The organism is Sutterella massiliensis (assembly GCF_016899755.1).
GTDB lineage: Bacteria > Pseudomonadota > Gammaproteobacteria > Burkholderiales > Burkholderiaceae_F > Sutterella > Sutterella massiliensis.
On record NZ_JACJJC010000008.1, the window covers coordinates 61,453 to 75,293 of the forward strand.

Annotated in this window: 13 protein-coding genes; 4 read left to right on the forward strand and 9 right to left on the reverse strand. The window is 58.2% G+C overall.

Annotated features, from left to right (window positions below; translation table 11 throughout):
• Positions 1–27 precede the first annotated feature (27 nt).
• Positions 28–477 (reverse strand): acyl-CoA thioesterase, encoded by a 450-nt coding sequence (locus tag H6A60_RS06385; RefSeq protein WP_239477627.1) that lies wholly within the window; start codon positions 475–477, stop codon positions 28–30.
• A 7-nt stretch (positions 478–484) separates the two neighbouring features.
• Positions 485–1,177: a cyclase family protein gene (locus H6A60_RS06390; RefSeq protein ID WP_205102584.1), complete on the reverse strand. Its 693-nt coding sequence runs from the start codon at positions 1,175–1,177 to the stop codon at positions 485–487.
• A gap of 97 nt (positions 1,178–1,274) precedes the next feature.
• On the opposite strand from H6A60_RS06390, the gene H6A60_RS06395 reads away from it, so the two are divergent.
• Positions 1,275–1,832, forward strand: a complete 558-nt coding sequence (locus H6A60_RS06395) for a nitroreductase family protein (protein ID WP_205102585.1) — start codon at positions 1,275–1,277, stop codon at positions 1,830–1,832.
• Here H6A60_RS06395 and H6A60_RS06400 read toward each other — a convergent pair.
• Entirely contained in the window at positions 1,819–2,898 is a 1,080-nt protein-coding gene (locus H6A60_RS06400) for a DUF72 domain-containing protein (RefSeq protein ID WP_205102586.1), read from the reverse strand. The two genes, H6A60_RS06395 and H6A60_RS06400, sit on opposite strands and share 14 nt — an antisense overlap.
• A 230-nt stretch (positions 2,899–3,128) precedes the next feature.
• Here H6A60_RS06400 and H6A60_RS06405 point away from each other — a divergent pair, with 230 nt between their 5' ends.
• Complete coding sequence (locus H6A60_RS06405) at positions 3,129–3,812, forward strand: response regulator transcription factor (RefSeq protein ID WP_205102587.1); 684 nt, start codon at positions 3,129–3,131, stop codon at positions 3,810–3,812.
• A 100-nt stretch (positions 3,813–3,912) separates the two neighbouring features.
• Here the strand turns inward: H6A60_RS06405 and H6A60_RS06410 are convergent, their stop codons facing one another.
• The 3 genes from H6A60_RS06410 to H6A60_RS06420 all read right to left on the reverse strand — a co-directional run bounded on the left by H6A60_RS06410 (position 3,913) and on the right by H6A60_RS06420 (position 8,491).
• On the reverse strand, positions 3,913–5,640 hold the full coding sequence (locus tag H6A60_RS06410) for an IS1634 family transposase (RefSeq protein ID WP_205102588.1): 1,728 nt from the start codon (positions 5,638–5,640) through the stop codon (positions 3,913–3,915).
• Positions 5,641–5,843: 203 nt separating this feature from the next.
• On the reverse strand, positions 5,844–6,371 hold the full coding sequence (locus H6A60_RS06415; RefSeq protein WP_205102589.1) for a Spy/CpxP family protein refolding chaperone: 528 nt from the start codon (positions 6,369–6,371) through the stop codon (positions 5,844–5,846).
• 308 nt (positions 6,372–6,679) lie between these two features.
• Positions 6,680–8,491, reverse strand: coding sequence for an aryl-sulfate sulfotransferase (locus H6A60_RS06420; RefSeq protein WP_205102590.1), 1,812 nt, complete (start codon positions 8,489–8,491; stop codon positions 6,680–6,682).
• Between the two features lie 319 nt (positions 8,492–8,810).
• Between H6A60_RS06420 and purB the strand changes: the two genes are divergently transcribed.
• Positions 8,811–10,178, forward strand: coding sequence for an adenylosuccinate lyase (gene purB, locus H6A60_RS06425; protein ID WP_205102591.1), 1,368 nt, complete (start codon positions 8,811–8,813; stop codon positions 10,176–10,178).
• A gap of 107 nt (positions 10,179–10,285) precedes the next feature.
• Here the strand turns inward: purB and modC are convergent, their stop codons facing one another.
• The 3 genes from modC to modA are packed head-to-tail and all read right to left on the reverse strand — an operon-like array spanning position 10,286 to position 12,864.
• Positions 10,286–11,407 (reverse strand): molybdenum ABC transporter ATP-binding protein, encoded by a 1,122-nt coding sequence (gene modC, locus H6A60_RS06430; RefSeq protein WP_338054844.1) that lies wholly within the window; start codon positions 11,405–11,407, stop codon positions 10,286–10,288.
• The gene (modB, locus tag H6A60_RS06435) at positions 11,404–12,075 is read right to left on the reverse strand and encodes a molybdate ABC transporter permease subunit (protein WP_439145078.1); all 672 of its coding nucleotides are present in this window, start codon (positions 12,073–12,075) and stop codon (positions 11,404–11,406) included. The genes modC and modB overlap by 4 nt, the downstream gene beginning before the upstream one ends.
• A gap of 27 nt (positions 12,076–12,102) precedes the next feature.
• Positions 12,103–12,864, reverse strand: coding sequence for a molybdate ABC transporter substrate-binding protein (gene modA, locus H6A60_RS06440; RefSeq protein WP_205102593.1), 762 nt, complete (start codon positions 12,862–12,864; stop codon positions 12,103–12,105).
• A gap of 151 nt (positions 12,865–13,015) precedes the next feature.
• Between modA and H6A60_RS06445 the strand changes: the two genes are divergently transcribed.
• On the forward strand, positions 13,016–13,792 hold the full coding sequence (locus tag H6A60_RS06445) for a TOBE domain-containing protein (protein WP_205102594.1): 777 nt from the start codon (positions 13,016–13,018) through the stop codon (positions 13,790–13,792).
• Positions 13,793–13,841: the final 49 nt, after the last annotated feature.

Consider the following 13,841-nt stretch of genomic DNA (forward strand, 5'->3'; position numbering starts at 1 on the left):
CTTTGCCGACGCCAAAATGCTTACCGATTAGGCACGCAGCTGCAGCGGCTTAACGGTCGCATCGGCGAGATAAGGTTCGAGCGCCTCGCGCAACTTCGCAGGCATCGCCGCCTTCACGAGTCGGTCGTTTTCATCGGCTGTCACGCAAACACAGGTTTCCGTGCATTGCAGTCGGAGCTCGTCACCCGCGTGAATCGTGAACGCAAACCGAATCGACGTTTCGCCGAGCTTTTCGATCCAAACGCGCGCCGTGCATTCGTCACCCACGCGGCTCGGCGCGGCAAAATCGCAGCGAACGCCGGCGACGGGAAAGCCGAGGCCGTATTTCTTTACTTCAATGAAGCCGACACCGGCCACATCTCTGTAAAAGTCTTCCATCAGTTGATTGAGGATGATGAAATACTGCGGGTGATAGACAATCCCGGCGGGATCGCAGTGTCCGAATCGGATGCGAATGTTTTGTTCGTAAATTTTCATTTTTATATCAGTCAGGAATGGTCGGACGAGCGGCTGTGGGAGCGTCAAGTGTCCGCAGCACGGCCCGAACCGGCGACGCTTCGGCGCCCGGCCAATTCATCGGAAGTGCCATGAGCTCGTAAAAGCCAGAATCGACGCCACAAAGATTGAGATTTTCCAATATCGGGACGCCGTAGGAAAGTGCCGCCCGGTGCGCGGGCAGCGCTTCACTTTCGACAGGATCGATGCTCGGCACATCGACACCAATGAGGCGAACGCCTGCAGCGACAAGACGGCGCACCGCATCCGGGTCGATGGTACGGAATCGCCCGCTCCAGCCTTCCGGCAAACGTGAGCGCGTCTTGATAAGCAGTCGCTCGCAGCAAACGCGCGTGCACGCCGCATCCTCGAAAAAGTCCGCTGGGAGCTCCTCAAAACGTATGGGGACCTTCCAAGAAGCGATGCTTGTACTCAGATCGGCCGTAAAGCAAGTGCCCACAAAACATTCGAGCGGCAGCGAAGCGATATCGTCGCCCTCTGCAAAGACATGCAGCGGCGCATCAACGTGCGCACCGTTGTGCACGGAGCTTGTAACAACGGACACGCTCACCGTCCCCTCAGGCGATGCACTCCGCTCGGCTCGAAGGGAAAAAGGTTCGTCCCCGGGAAATGTAGGCGAAGCTGCCGACATCGGCGGAGAAATATCGATGAGACGTATCATTTTTCACCAGGTCCATCGAGGCGCGCCGCACGTGCTCTCAACCGCTCGAGCTCGTGCGTCGCGTCAGCATGCCGTTTGTAGATCAAAGGAGTTTGCCATGACGCGTCCGGAATTTGCGCAACAAATTGCATCCCGCCGTTCGACTTCGCCAAAGCATTTGCTCGAACCGAGCCCCTCGGCCGATGTACTTGAAGCTGCGGCAGCCGCGGCCTTCGCTGCGCCCTCGCATTTTTCTGTTTTCCCCGTTCGCTTTGTCATCATCGAAAACCGCGAGCGCCTAGCGCATCTCTTCGAAGCGGAGCTGCCTGCGGATGCCGACGCCGAAAAACATGCCAAAGCGGCTGGCAAGGCCAAGAAAGGTCCCATGCAAATTGCGGTCGTGATTGCGGAAAATCCGAACGACACACCACGCGAACGTATGGAGCGATCCATGACGGCGGGCGCAGCGCTTGCGAATTTCCTCAACGTGCTCCATAAAGCAGGCTTCGGCGGCAAGACGGTCTCGGGGCGCGCCTTCCGAGCGCCCGACGGTCTCTACGACCCCGAAAAAGAGACGCTCGCCGCTTTCATCATTTGCGGCACGCCCGACGAAGAGGCGCGATGCGCTTTTGCTCAGCCGCGCGAAACTTCCAAGACGTTCTTCAGCCGCTGGTAGCGGCGAGTCCGCGAACGACAAGGTCTGCGACCGCCGCCATCGTTTTAGGTGCACACCCTTCGGCCTTGTTGTTCGCCACCATGAAGGCCTCGACACGGCTGCGTGCCGCGCGAACGAGCACGCCCGCGAGAAGTGCGCGCGTGACGGGGTCTGCAGCGTGAATAACGTCGAACGGATGCCAGTCACGCTTGGCCGTATCGTAGAAGCGGTGCGCAGCGAGCGACCAACGAATGATGACGGTGCCCGAAAACCGCCAGTCGGGATCGAAGACGTCGTTGTCAATGTCCTTCGCACTCGCGCGAACCCCCGTTTCGTAGTACCGCAGCGCATCGATCTGTCGGCGCACGCCCGGCATTGCCGGATGGAGCCCGAGCACGGGGCGGATCCCGTATTCCTTCATGACATTCATCATGCGCGGCGTCAGGAGCTCGTAGTTGCGAAATTCGGCTGCAAGCGTATACCCCGCGATGTTCGCCTCCCGCAGTCCCTTGAAGTACGCACCGATGCGCTCAACAAGCGCTTGGCGCGAAACGACATCCCGAAGCACAGCGTGCGGAAAAGGTGAAAACTGAAAAACGAGCGGCCCCGCCTTGTCTCCCAAACCTGCTTGAACAGGCGCAAGGAAATTCCGCTGCGCAAGCGTCACGTTGAGATAGTTCGGATTCTCTGCATGCGGACGGCCGTTTTCGTAGCGCAGATAGGGGTCCGTCGTCTCTCGCGGCGCCTTCACGAGAAAGCGGAAATTCTGCGGCACCTGTTCGGCAAACGCAGCGAACGCACCCGCGTCGAGCGGTCGGTAGAAATTCCGGTCAAGACCGACCGTTTTGAAGATCGGATATTGCGCGTAAGCACGCAAGCCAAGCGACGCAAGCGCTTTTGAGCCGCTGCTTCGCCCGTAAACGATTCCTCGCCATCCAGGAAAGTTCCAACTTGATGCGCCAAGCCGCACGGTCAGTGGCAAACGCTCGGCAATTTCAATAAGATGCGGATCCTTCTGCATCGGCACCGGCAACGCCGATTCGTTCGGCGAATTGTCAAACAGCGTTTCAACCGCTTTGGTCTGCATCTGCATTTCTCGTGAATTCGATACCACTTTCACGATACTAGCGCTTCCAGATCGGGAAGCACCGCCAGGACCGACATCTGCACCCAACTGGCCCCAAATACGCCGATACATCCCCGAACACCGAGACAAACTGCCCATATCGGCCGCGAAAGCCCTCTGCTAAACTCGACTGAAATGGTTGCAGAAAACTACCGCTCCGATAACACGGCAACCGACATAACAGAGTCCTTATGACCCCTTACATCCCGCTGGTTCACCCCGTCCTCCAAGACCGTCAGGGCACTTTGCCCGGACCTGTCTGGGTGGTTGACGACGATGACGTGCGCGATTCGATCGCGTTTGCTCTGCAGACGCGCTTCAATGTCGTCATGCACCCGTCGAGCGACCAACTTCTGAGCCGCGCCGAGCTCTCGCAGCCCGGGTGCATCATCATTGACATGCATGCTCGCGGCATGAACGGCTTGGATTTTCTGCACTATCTCAATGTGCAGCGAAGCCCTGCTTCCGTTATTTTCCTGTCATCGCACGCCACGGTTCGTACGGCGGTTGCGCTCATTGAAGCTGGCGCGGCCGGCTTCTTCGAAAAACCCGTCGACCCGGATCAACTTGCGCCGGCCGTTGAGAAGGCGCTTCAGCTCGCGCGCCGCAAAGATTGGAAGTTGCAGCTTAAGGAGCTCGTCGAAGTGCTCTCGCACCGCGAGCGACAAATCTTCGAATTTGTCAGCCAGGGCCTCAAAAACAATGAGATTGCCGAAAAGCTCTTCCTTTCGCAGCGCACGGTAGAAGTGCATCGCGCCCATATCACGCGCAAGATCGGCCAAGCCGCACCCACGCGCATTCTCTATGAGTTGAGCCTCGCCAACGACGACGGCATCTTCCCAATTCCGCCCAAGAAGCGCGCCAAAGAAGACTGAAACGTACAAAGTCCCGTATGAACGCCCATTCGGGCGTGCTCTAAGTCGTAGCCTTAGAGGTTAGGTCCCAAACTCCCGGATAACTGATCCCTAGAGTCGGTTATCGAAGAGTACGAGGCGGGTTCGCCAAACCAAGCAGCGCGAGCATATCGCGCTGCTTTTTTGTCAACGTACGAACAACCCAGGCATTGCCGTCTCTGCGGCGTTCCGCGCGAATTTTTCGCAGAATCGTCATCAGCACATCCAGGGAATTCTTCGGGATTTTTACGTCCGAACCGGCAGCGTTCCGTTTCGCCCGCTGAAGCATCATCAGCCGCAGCGAGGCGGCAATCGTGCAGACAAGAAGCCTGCCCAAGTACGTTTTCCCCGTACAGCGCATGCGTGCTCCGTCCACCCAATTTTTAAACTGATTGAAGTCCTGTTCGACGACGTCGCGCATGCGGTAGGTCTTGAGTGCTGCAAACGGATTGGGCTCCACATTGCTTCGAATGACGAAACGGCCTTCGTAGCGAACGGTCTTGCTTATGGCGTCGTCATCGCGCAGCCACGCGGTCTTGCCGGCAGCGTCCTGATGCTCCTTGAGAAAAGGCCTGCAGGCGCTCCACAACTCCGGCGAGACGCTTCGTCTTTCCTTCTTGGCCTTCAGGACCTCTTCGACTTTCCGGACGATATCGGCCATCGCAGCCTCATCCTCGCCGGGGTAGCGATAGAGGTGGACAAACACTTTCTGAGTGACTTGCCCGCTATCCGTGTCCTGCTTCCAGGGCTCCTCGTACGTTCTGGCATAAACGCCGCACTCGGCGTCATAGAACGCGACATTGCGAAGCGACTCGCTGTACGCGTCAAACTTGTCTCTGATCGCACCTTCGACAAGGCGCACGCCCTGAACGAACTTGATCTCCTGATTGATGAGCTTCTGCACATTGAGCAGAGAACTGTATCCGCGGTCGTGAACCAGCACGACGTTGTCGAGTTCGAGCTTGGCCGCCTGCATGTGATAGAGGATCGTTTTCAGCGCGGTTACGTCATTGACGGACCCCTCATAGGCATGGGCGAAAACGATTTCTCCGTCAGCCTGGTCGCAGACGAAGGTGTAGTTGATTTGTTTGAGATCGGGATCTCGTTTGGCGTGACCGTACTTGGCGACGGGAATCGTCTCCGAATAGGTCGAGATCGACGTGTTGTCCAAAGCGTAGGTCAGGTGCGTGCCCTTGGTGTTTTGCAGCTTTGCGACGTGTCTGCGCTGGAAGAAATCCTCGAAGCGCTTCTCATCGACCTTGTCGAGCAGTTCACTGATTCGCTGATCTCCCAACGGCTTCGTGTGCTTGAGATAGACGCCGCAGTTCCACTCGCGATAGGCGGCCATGCTTGAGGAAGTATCAAGCTTGTAAATCGCCAGGTGAAGAAGATCTCGCGCATCCTCGCGGCCAAAAACGTCGGCCAGCGAGCCGTAAAGACCGCTGGATTCCGCCAGGGTTTCGGCTGCCCAGGTGACACCGATGTGAAGCATGTCGTCACGTTCGACATCTTCCGGGTTGGCCTTGGGACCGAGCGAATCGGGAAAGTCGCCCTTATACGTCGCCTCATCGACCAAGCGCTTGTCTGCGCTGAAATAAAGCGGGATCCCGGCATATTGCGGGAACGCCTTCAGAAAGCCTTCGCTCGGCTTGACGCGTCCGTCGTCGTAGAGCCGACCGACATAGCGCTTAGCGCTGCGGCGGGTGATTTTTCGGACCGGATCCCACTTCGTTTGATAGGCCTTGATGTAGGTGAGACCGTTGGCATTGGTTTCCGCCGTGAAGTACCAATTCTGCTGTCCGTTGCTCATTTGTGATCCCTTTTCTTTAGATAGGGATCTGTTTAGCAGAAAATTAAAAAGTGCCTGAGTTTCGTTTTAAGAAAATCAGGCACTTGATCTGAAATTTAAGACCGAATTGACCGAAGTCAACGATATCAGGGATCAGCTAACCGGGAGTTTGGGTCTGCTCGATGAGCGGAAAGCGGCTTTTTGTTTGAGTGATAGCTCAGCGGTCAGCGGACGGGGCAGTCGCCATGAAACCGATGGATCGGCACGAGCGGATGCTTCGGACCGTGCCCGCGGCGAGACATCTCGTACTGCTCGAGGACGTATTTCTGTTCAGCCGAAAGCGACTGCACAAGTTGGGCGCGCGCACTGGCTACACGCTTGAGTGCCGCGGCACGAACCTCCGCGCGTTCGGCACGTCGCTCGAGGCGTTCCTGCATATCGACGGGTGGCTCGGCCTTCGGTGCGGGCCCAGAACGGAACGCGTCGCGTGCGTCAACGTAAGCCTGCCAGAGCGGCTGCTGCGCCTCGGTGAGCGTCAGAATCTTGCCCATGGCTTCGTAACTCGGCATGCCGCGCATACGATGGTGCGGCATCGGTGCGGGAGCGCGCTCCTGCGAGCTGTAGCAACCGCGTTCACCGGGCATCGGCGGCGTCTGATCGTTCCCCTGCCACGGGGCGGCCATAGCGATGCTTCCGACGGCGAGCGCGCCGACAGCTGCGAGCGAGGCAATGATTTTCTGGGACTTGCTCATGACGTACTCCTCTTCATTCGAAAAACAGTCGGGAAAGGTCGTCTTCCCTTGTTGAGATGTACTCTATCGAAAGCAAAATTAGCTTCGCCTAAGCCGCTGTTACGGGAAATTGCAGACAAATAAAAACGCGCGGACGCCTTCTGGGTACGCCCGCGCGCTGTTTTCGGGATTTTTGGTCATCGGTGAGCAGTTACGCTTCCAACCATCCCGACGACAAATCTTTACGTTTGTTAAGGGTTTCCCAGCATTCGGACGGAAATCCGCCCTCAGGAGAAGCCGTCTCCCGTCCGAGATGCTGCTCGCTCTACTCAGTGTTCGAACGCCTTCTTCGGATCAATCACGAGTGCGCGATAGCCCATCGTATTGCGAAGACGCATTTCAACAGCCGGCTCGGATTCACCATAACGGAACTCGGTGAGCACCGGGTTGATACCGTCCTTGCCCGTCACGCCGATCGAGGCCCAGTAAACCAAGACGGAGTTCTTGTCCTTCTGGTACTCAACAGAACTCGTGATGGCGCTGTAGAGCTCGTTGCCGCGCTCCTTGCCGTAGTCCCAAACCTGCTGAACAGTCATGTTCTTTTGGTCGATCTTGTAGATGACGGCACGCGAATACTTCTCTTCGGGTTTGGCGGGCTGCGTAAAGGCGCGGCCGTCACCGTTGTCGAAGACCGAAAGGTACAGGATATCGCCCTTACTGAGCTCATCGATCTTCCAGCCCGTGTGCTGCGTCCAGGTCCAGTCGAAATCGCCTTCGCACTTGCCCAGACGGCACTTGAGCGGCTTGCCGTCTTTGTCGATCGGCGTCAGGATCTTGTCGCGGTAGCGATCGGCCCAGCCGTTCGGAGCCGAGAGGATCCACTTCACTTCCTTGTCGCGCCCGATCTTGATGACCGAAGACTGATGACGCGAGGAAATGATGATCGAATCGTCAGCTTCATCGTGGTCGACCGAGTTGACGTGCGCCCAATTGCGGCCGGCACCCGTACCCGTAATGTCGCCGAAAGCGTGCTGCGCTTCGAGCTTGGCGATTTGCTCGGCCGTCAGCGTCTTGCCGACCTGATTGACGTCGATGTTGAGGCAAACGGCGCCCTGGTCGATCGATTTCAGAACGATGTTGCGGTTCGGGTCGAGAATGTCGAAGAGACGCCACTCGTCGGTCACATTGCCGTTGGCGTCGACTTCAATGATCACGTCGCGAACGGTGTGCACGCGCGTATTGTCGGGACGACGCAGGTCGGCCGAAGAAACGCGCAGATAGTACTTGCCGTCCTCACCCACGGCCATCGCATGACTGAAGTCCGCGTAATTGTCGGGTAGCCGACGATCGAAGATCTTGCGGCCCATCAAATCGTACTTGACATAGCGCTGACCGAACCCCCAAGAGAGCGCACCGTCAGGATTCTGATGGAAGCCCATCATGATGCCCGAACGATAGATATCGCGCGGATCGTAGATGCGATCGGGCTGCAGGTACCAGCGCACCTCACCCGTCGTATCGATCACGGCGTTCTGCGGATAGTTGTTCCACTCAAGCGCACCGCCCGTCGGATTGTTCCAGGTCGCACGCACGCCCTTGGGCGAAGCAGGAATCAGATTGTTGATGAGATAGAGACGATCGCCAAACTCGGCGGGCGCCCTTTTCTTTACTTCGACATCAAAAGTCTTCACCGGTGCGGCGCCGCCCCAGGCCGGATCGAGGTAGACGGGGGGCGTCCAGATCTTATAGGTCTCCGTCTTCTTTTCCTGCTTGCCCTGGAAAACGCGTGTGTAGCTCACTTCCACCGTGTTGAGGTAGTCGGCATACAGGCCGAAGACAGGAATGCCGCCGTGCGTACGCAGCGCCGTCGGACCGACATCGTATTCAATCGTTTGACCGTTCTTCTTCGGCACGATTCGCACATGCGCGTCAAGCAGCACATAGCCGCCGTTGCGGATGACGGAAGTGAGCGGCGCGATGTCGTAGGGGTTGCTAACGACTTCGCCGAGTTCACCCTGCGTCTTAAAGCCCACTTTGGTGCCGCTCGGGCCACCGATGGCCCAAGCGGAAGTCGTTACGGCGAGCGAAGCCGTCAAAGCGGCAGACGTCCATACCACTCTCCATTCAAGGCGCTTTTGCATGCGTAGTCTCCTTTTTGTCTCCCCGGTTCATGCTCCCGGACGGTGCTACTGCGGCGCTCGTCGAAGCGAACGCCTGTCTCGGTACATCATATTGCCTGAGCCTTAAGACCTTCTGTCGTATGCGTGAATTGCGAGCCGATGCGAAGCGCAGCTCAAACCTTTTCGAGGCAAAGCAATTAGCGAGGCCCATAAGGCCAAGTTCGCGAACACCGTTGCTAAAATGGCGCCGATTTCCAATTCGCCGTGCCGAGTGCCCCGTTTTTCGGAGAGTGCGCTTGCCGCGGCAGCACCATTCCTCAACTTGTACTGGAGATCCGACATGGCTCTCAATTCGCTTACCGCTTTGTCGCCGCTCGACGGCCGCTATGCCCGTCAGTGCGACGATCTTCGCGGCATCTTTTCCGAATACGCCTTCATGCAGGCGCGCGTTCGCGTTGAAGTCGAATGGCTCATCGCTCTCTCGGAAGCCGGCTTTGCCGAGCTGCCGCACCTCTCCGATCACGCGAAGTCGTTCCTGCGCGGCCTGGCCGACAACTTCTCGGTCGCCGACTGCGAAGCCGTCAAGGAAATCGAAAAGACGACCAACCACGACGTGAAGGCCGTCGAATACTGGATCAAGAACCAGGTCGCTCATGACGCCGAGCTGCAGAGCGCTTCCGAATTCGTGCACTTCGCCTGCACGTCCGAAGACATCAACAACACGAGCCACGCGCTCATGCTGATGCGCGGCCGCGCCGCACTCGTCGAATTTCTTGAAAAGGTTCACGCGCAGATCGTTGCTTTCGCCCATGCCTGGGCCGAAATTCCGATGCTGTCGCGCACCCACGGTCAGACGGCTTCACCCACGACCGTCGGCAAGGAATTTGCCAACGTCGCCGTGCGCCTTGCCCGCGTCATTGAAGCGATTCGCAACGTTCGCATCTACGCGAAGATGAATGGCGCCGTCGGCAACTACAACGCGCACCTCATCGCCTACCCCGACTACGACTGGGAAGCCCATTCGCGCAAGGTCGTTGAAGAACGTCTGGGCGCGGTTTTCAACACGCACACGATCCAGATCGAACCGCACGACTACATGGCCGAACTCTTCCATGAAATCGAGCGCGCCAACACGATCCTCATCGACTTCGACCGCGACGTTTGGGGCTACATCTCGATGCACTTCTTCAAGCAGAAGCTCAAGGAAGGCGAAGTCGGTTCCTCCACGATGCCGCACAAGGTCAATCCGATCGACTTCGAAAACTCCGAAGGCAACCTCGGCATCGCCAATGCACTGCTCGCGCATCTTGCTGGCAAGCTGCCCATCTCCCGCTGGCAGCGAGACCTCACGGACTCGACGGTTCTTCGCAACCTCGGCGTCGCCTTCGGCTACTGCTTCGTCGGCTACGGCGCCCTCTGCCGTGGTCTCGGCAAGCTCGAAGTGAACGAACAGGCCATTGCCGCCGACATCGATCACGCCTGGGAAGTGCTCGCCGAAGCCGTGCAGACCGTCATGCGCCGCTACGGCATCCCGCACCCGTATGAACAGCTCAAGGCACTTACGCGCGGCAAGGACGGCATTAACGAAGAAACGATGCGCACGTTCATCGCCGGCCTCGACCTGCCCGAAGATGCCAAGGCGAGCCTGATGGCGCTCACGCCCGCGACTTATATCGGCAAGGCGGTCGAGCTCGCCAAGCGCTGCTGACCCGCGATTATCTGAGCGCACAAGGGAGACCGCATGAGCTCCCTGTAACTGCCTGGGCCCGCTTCAAAAACGAAGCGGGCTTTCTTTTGCGTTCCTCGCTGAAGGCTTCAGACCACAACGGCTGCGGCTTTGACAAGTGCCCAGACCCGCATGCCGGGTGCGAGCCCGAGTTCGGCAGCCGAACGGCGCAGAATGCGCGCAAGGAGCGTGCCGCCCGACGATCGGAGCCGTACAAGCGCGTAAGCGCCCGACTCCTCGACCATCTCATCGACGATTGCCGGCAGCACGTTTCTCACCGACGCGCCCGTTACGGGTTCGCGCGCAATACCGACATCGCGAGCCAAGATGCGAAGGCGCAGTTTGTCGCCGCGCCGTGGTGTTGGCGCACCGGCCTCGGCAGGTGAGGCCACTTCAATCAGCCACTCGCCGGCCCGAACGTCGACCGTTCGCCATTCATTCGATACCGATTCGATCGCTCCCTCGACAATGCTGGAGGGCCCGTATTCGCTCGAAACGGGTACGTGCAGATCGGTCATTACCGATGCGAGTGGCCCCTGAGCGAGCACCGAACCCCTGTCGAGCACAATCACGCGATTGGCCAGACGCGCCATTTCGTCGGCCGAGTGCGTAACGTAGAGAATTGGAATGCGCAGTTCCGCACGAAGTTTTTCGAGCCAAGGAAGAATTTCGCGCTTTCTGGCCCAGTCAAGCGCGGAAAGTGGCTCGTCCATGAGCAGTACGTCGGGCTTGAGGCAGAGCGAGCGCGCGATAGCGCAACGCTGACGCTCCCCCCCGGAGAGTTCATCGACACGCCGCTTCAGAAGTTCGCCAATTCCAAGAAGCTCGATGGCCTCTGCAAGCCGCGCCTCTCCATCGGCATCCTTCGTACGAACGAGACCGAAGCGAAGATTCTTTTCCACGTTGAGATGCTCGAAAAGACTTGCTTCCTGGAAGACGTAGCCCAAGCTTCGCTCGTAAGTAGGGACAAAAATTTCTTTTGCGTCGTCCTGCCAGATGCTGCGGCCGATCCGGACAAAGCCTTGCGCGCGCTCGAGCCCCGCAACCGCACGCAACACAGTCGTCTTCCCGCAACCGGAAGGACCGAACAAAACGAGAATGCCCGCCTCGGGCACATCGAAAGCGGCCTCGAGCATGAAGCCCGTCTGCCGCTTGAGCGTCAATTCGATACGTCCGCCCGTTCCACCGGACGCGGTCTTTGTCGCGCTCACGTCGTTCTCCCCTTCTTATTGCGGCCATTGAGCCAATTGAGCGCGAGCAGAACTATAAAGCTGAAGACAAGCATCCCGCCCGCAAGAATGTGCGCCTGTGTGTACTCCATCGCCTCAACGTAGGTGTAGATCTCAGTGGAGACAACCTGCGTCTTGTCTGGAATGTTGCCGCCGATCATGAGCACAACACCGAATTCGCCGATCGTGTGAGCGAACGTCATGATGACGCCCGTAACAATCCCTTGGCGCGCGAGCGGAAGCATGACGTTGAAGAACGCGTCGAGCGGCCGGCAGCGCAGCGTCGCCGCCACCTCCATGGGACGCTGCCCGATGCCGGCAAATGCAGCCTCAAGCGGCTGCACCATGAAGGGCAACGAATAGATCACGGAGCCCACGACGAGCCCAGTGAACGTGAAGTTGAGCGTGCCGAGTCCGATCGCCTCGGTGAGTATGCCGATCGGTCCGTTCGGCCCGAGCGCAACGAGTACATAAAAGCCGAGAACCGAGGGCGGCAGCACGAGCGGCAGCGTAACGACGGCATTGACCGCCGCGCTTGCGCGGCTTGTGCTGCGGGCGAGCCACCAAGCAAGCGGCACGCCGATCAGCAGCAGGATGACCGTCGTCACCGCAGCGAGCTCAAGGCTCAGCCAGATGGGCGAAAGAGGCATCATTCGCGACCGAACACGGCCTTTGGATTACTGAGCGGAACCGTAGCCGTACGTTTCGCGGATGCGGGCGGCATCTTCGCTTTCCTTCAGATACTTGAGGAAGCGAGTTGCGCCTTTGTTCTTTTCTCCCTTTTTAAGGAGCACGGCGTCCTGATCGATGCGGTTGTAGAGTTCCTGCGGAACGATCCAGCCTGAACCGCCCGTAAAGGCGCCGTTTTTATAGCACTGCGAAAGCGCGACAAACCCGGCCTCGGCATTGCCCGTCTTCACGAATTGGAAGGTCTTGCCGATGTTGTCGCCCTCAACGATCTTCGGCGTCACGGCCGCTTCAATACCAAGCGACTTCATCGCTTCGTGCGCAGCAAGCCCGTACGGGGCAAGCTTCGGATTCGCAACGGCCACATGCTTCACTGCATAGGTCGTAACAACCTTGGGGTCCCCCTTGATGAGAGAAGCGTCGGAAGCCCAGAGCACGAGCTTGCCGACGGCATAGGTGAAGGCTGTACCGGCAACACCATGACCCTCGTTCACGGCCTTCTTGGGCGTTTCATTATCTGCCGCGAGCAGCACGTCGAACGGTGCGCCGTTCTTGATCTGAGCGTAGAAAGCACCCGTGCTACCGAAAGAGAGAACGAGCTTGTCACCCGTGGCCTTTTCGTAGAGCGGCGCAAGATCCTTCATCGGTCCGGTGAAGTTTGCTGCGACTGCAACATGCACTTCTTCTGCACTCACGGCAGCGCAAGCTGCCGCAGCGGCAGCTACGGCAATCGTAACGACGGCTTTCTGCATCGAAAACATTTCGTTCTCTCCCTTTTGAACAATTCTTGCGGCCTTTGGAGGCCCGAGCAAATCCTTTAAAATCGGAAAGGACATACCGATATTCCGAAATAGAATAACGGGAAACGCTTCAAGCATCAATACACGCCGAGGATTATCATCCATGACCGAAAGTCAGGCCGATCCGATCATGCTTGCCAGCCTTCTTAATGAGAAGGCGGACAAGCGAATCGACATCCTGCGTAGAATCGCCGACGTCGGCTCCATTTCCGAAGCAGCACGCAGTGCGGGCGTGAGTTACAAGGCCGCTTGGCAGGCCATTGAAACGCTCGAGAATCTCGCAGGCGGTTCGCTCGTTGAGAAAAATGCGGGCGGCGCCAAGGGCGGCGGATCGCGCCTCACCGACAAGGGCGAGCTGGTTCTTCGCATTTCCGATGAGCTCGCTCGAGCCCGCTCGGAAGTACTTGCTCGTTTTAAAGCCGAGTCACTGCCGCAGCTGCGGCAGGTTGCAAGCAGCACGCTGCGCACGTCGCTGCGCAATCAATTTCCCGCCACCATCAGAACAATTAAGATCGGCTCAGCGCTCGTGCGCCTCATTCTGCAGATCGACGACACGCATCTCATTCGCGCTTCCGTCACCAAAGAGTCCGCACAGCTTTTAGGGCTTGAAGAAGGCATGAGCGTTCTTGCGCTCACCAAAGCAACAGGCGTCAACATCACGGCAGACTTCCCCGACGGCGAAAGTCATGCGCTGGAAAATCAGCTCGTGGGCGAAGTCATTCGTTGCGAGCGCGCAGCCAAGGGGGGCGAGTGCTCCATCCGTCTGCCGTCGGGCATCGTCATCGTCGGATTCGCCCGCGGTCGTCACGGGCTCAAGATCAATCAGCGCGCGGTAGCATCCATCGCCCCTTCATCCGTGGTTATCGCCTTAACGTCTTGATTGATTTTTTTGAACATCAATACGTGAGACGATCACTAACGCTCAACAG

What these genes read in the sequence shown, in the direction of transcription:
- H6A60_RS06385 (WP_239477627.1), bottom strand. Translation starts at nt 477, where the DNA reads ATGAAAATTTACGAACAAAACATTCGCATCCGATTCGGACACTGCGAT.
- H6A60_RS06395 (WP_205102585.1), top strand. Translation starts at nt 1,275, where the DNA reads ATGACGCGTCCGGAATTTGCGCAACAAATTGCATCCCGCCGTTCGACT.
- H6A60_RS06390 (WP_205102584.1), bottom strand. Translation starts at nt 1,177, where the DNA reads ATGATACGTCTCATCGATATTTCTCCGCCGATGTCGGCAGCTTCGCCT.
- H6A60_RS06400 (WP_205102586.1), bottom strand. Translation starts at nt 2,898, where the DNA reads ATGCAGACCAAAGCGGTTGAAACGCTGTTTGACAATTCGCCGAACGAA.
- H6A60_RS06410 (WP_205102588.1), bottom strand. Translation starts at nt 5,640, where the DNA reads ATGAGCAACGGACAGCAGAATTGGTACTTCACGGCGGAAACCAATGCC.
- H6A60_RS06420 (WP_205102590.1), bottom strand. Translation starts at nt 8,491, where the DNA reads ATGCAAAAGCGCCTTGAATGGAGAGTGGTATGGACGTCTGCCGCTTTG.
- modA (WP_205102593.1), bottom strand. Translation starts at nt 12,864, where the DNA reads ATGCAGAAAGCCGTCGTTACGATTGCCGTAGCTGCCGCTGCGGCAGCT.
- H6A60_RS06415 (WP_205102589.1), bottom strand. Translation starts at nt 6,371, where the DNA reads ATGAGCAAGTCCCAGAAAATCATTGCCTCGCTCGCAGCTGTCGGCGCG.
- H6A60_RS06405 (WP_205102587.1), top strand. Translation starts at nt 3,129, where the DNA reads ATGACCCCTTACATCCCGCTGGTTCACCCCGTCCTCCAAGACCGTCAG.
- H6A60_RS06445 (WP_205102594.1), top strand. Translation starts at nt 13,016, where the DNA reads ATGACCGAAAGTCAGGCCGATCCGATCATGCTTGCCAGCCTTCTTAAT.
- purB (WP_205102591.1), top strand. Translation starts at nt 8,811, where the DNA reads ATGGCTCTCAATTCGCTTACCGCTTTGTCGCCGCTCGACGGCCGCTAT.
- modB (WP_439145078.1), bottom strand. Translation starts at nt 12,075, where the DNA reads ATGCCTCTTTCGCCCATCTGGCTGAGCCTTGAGCTCGCTGCGGTGACG.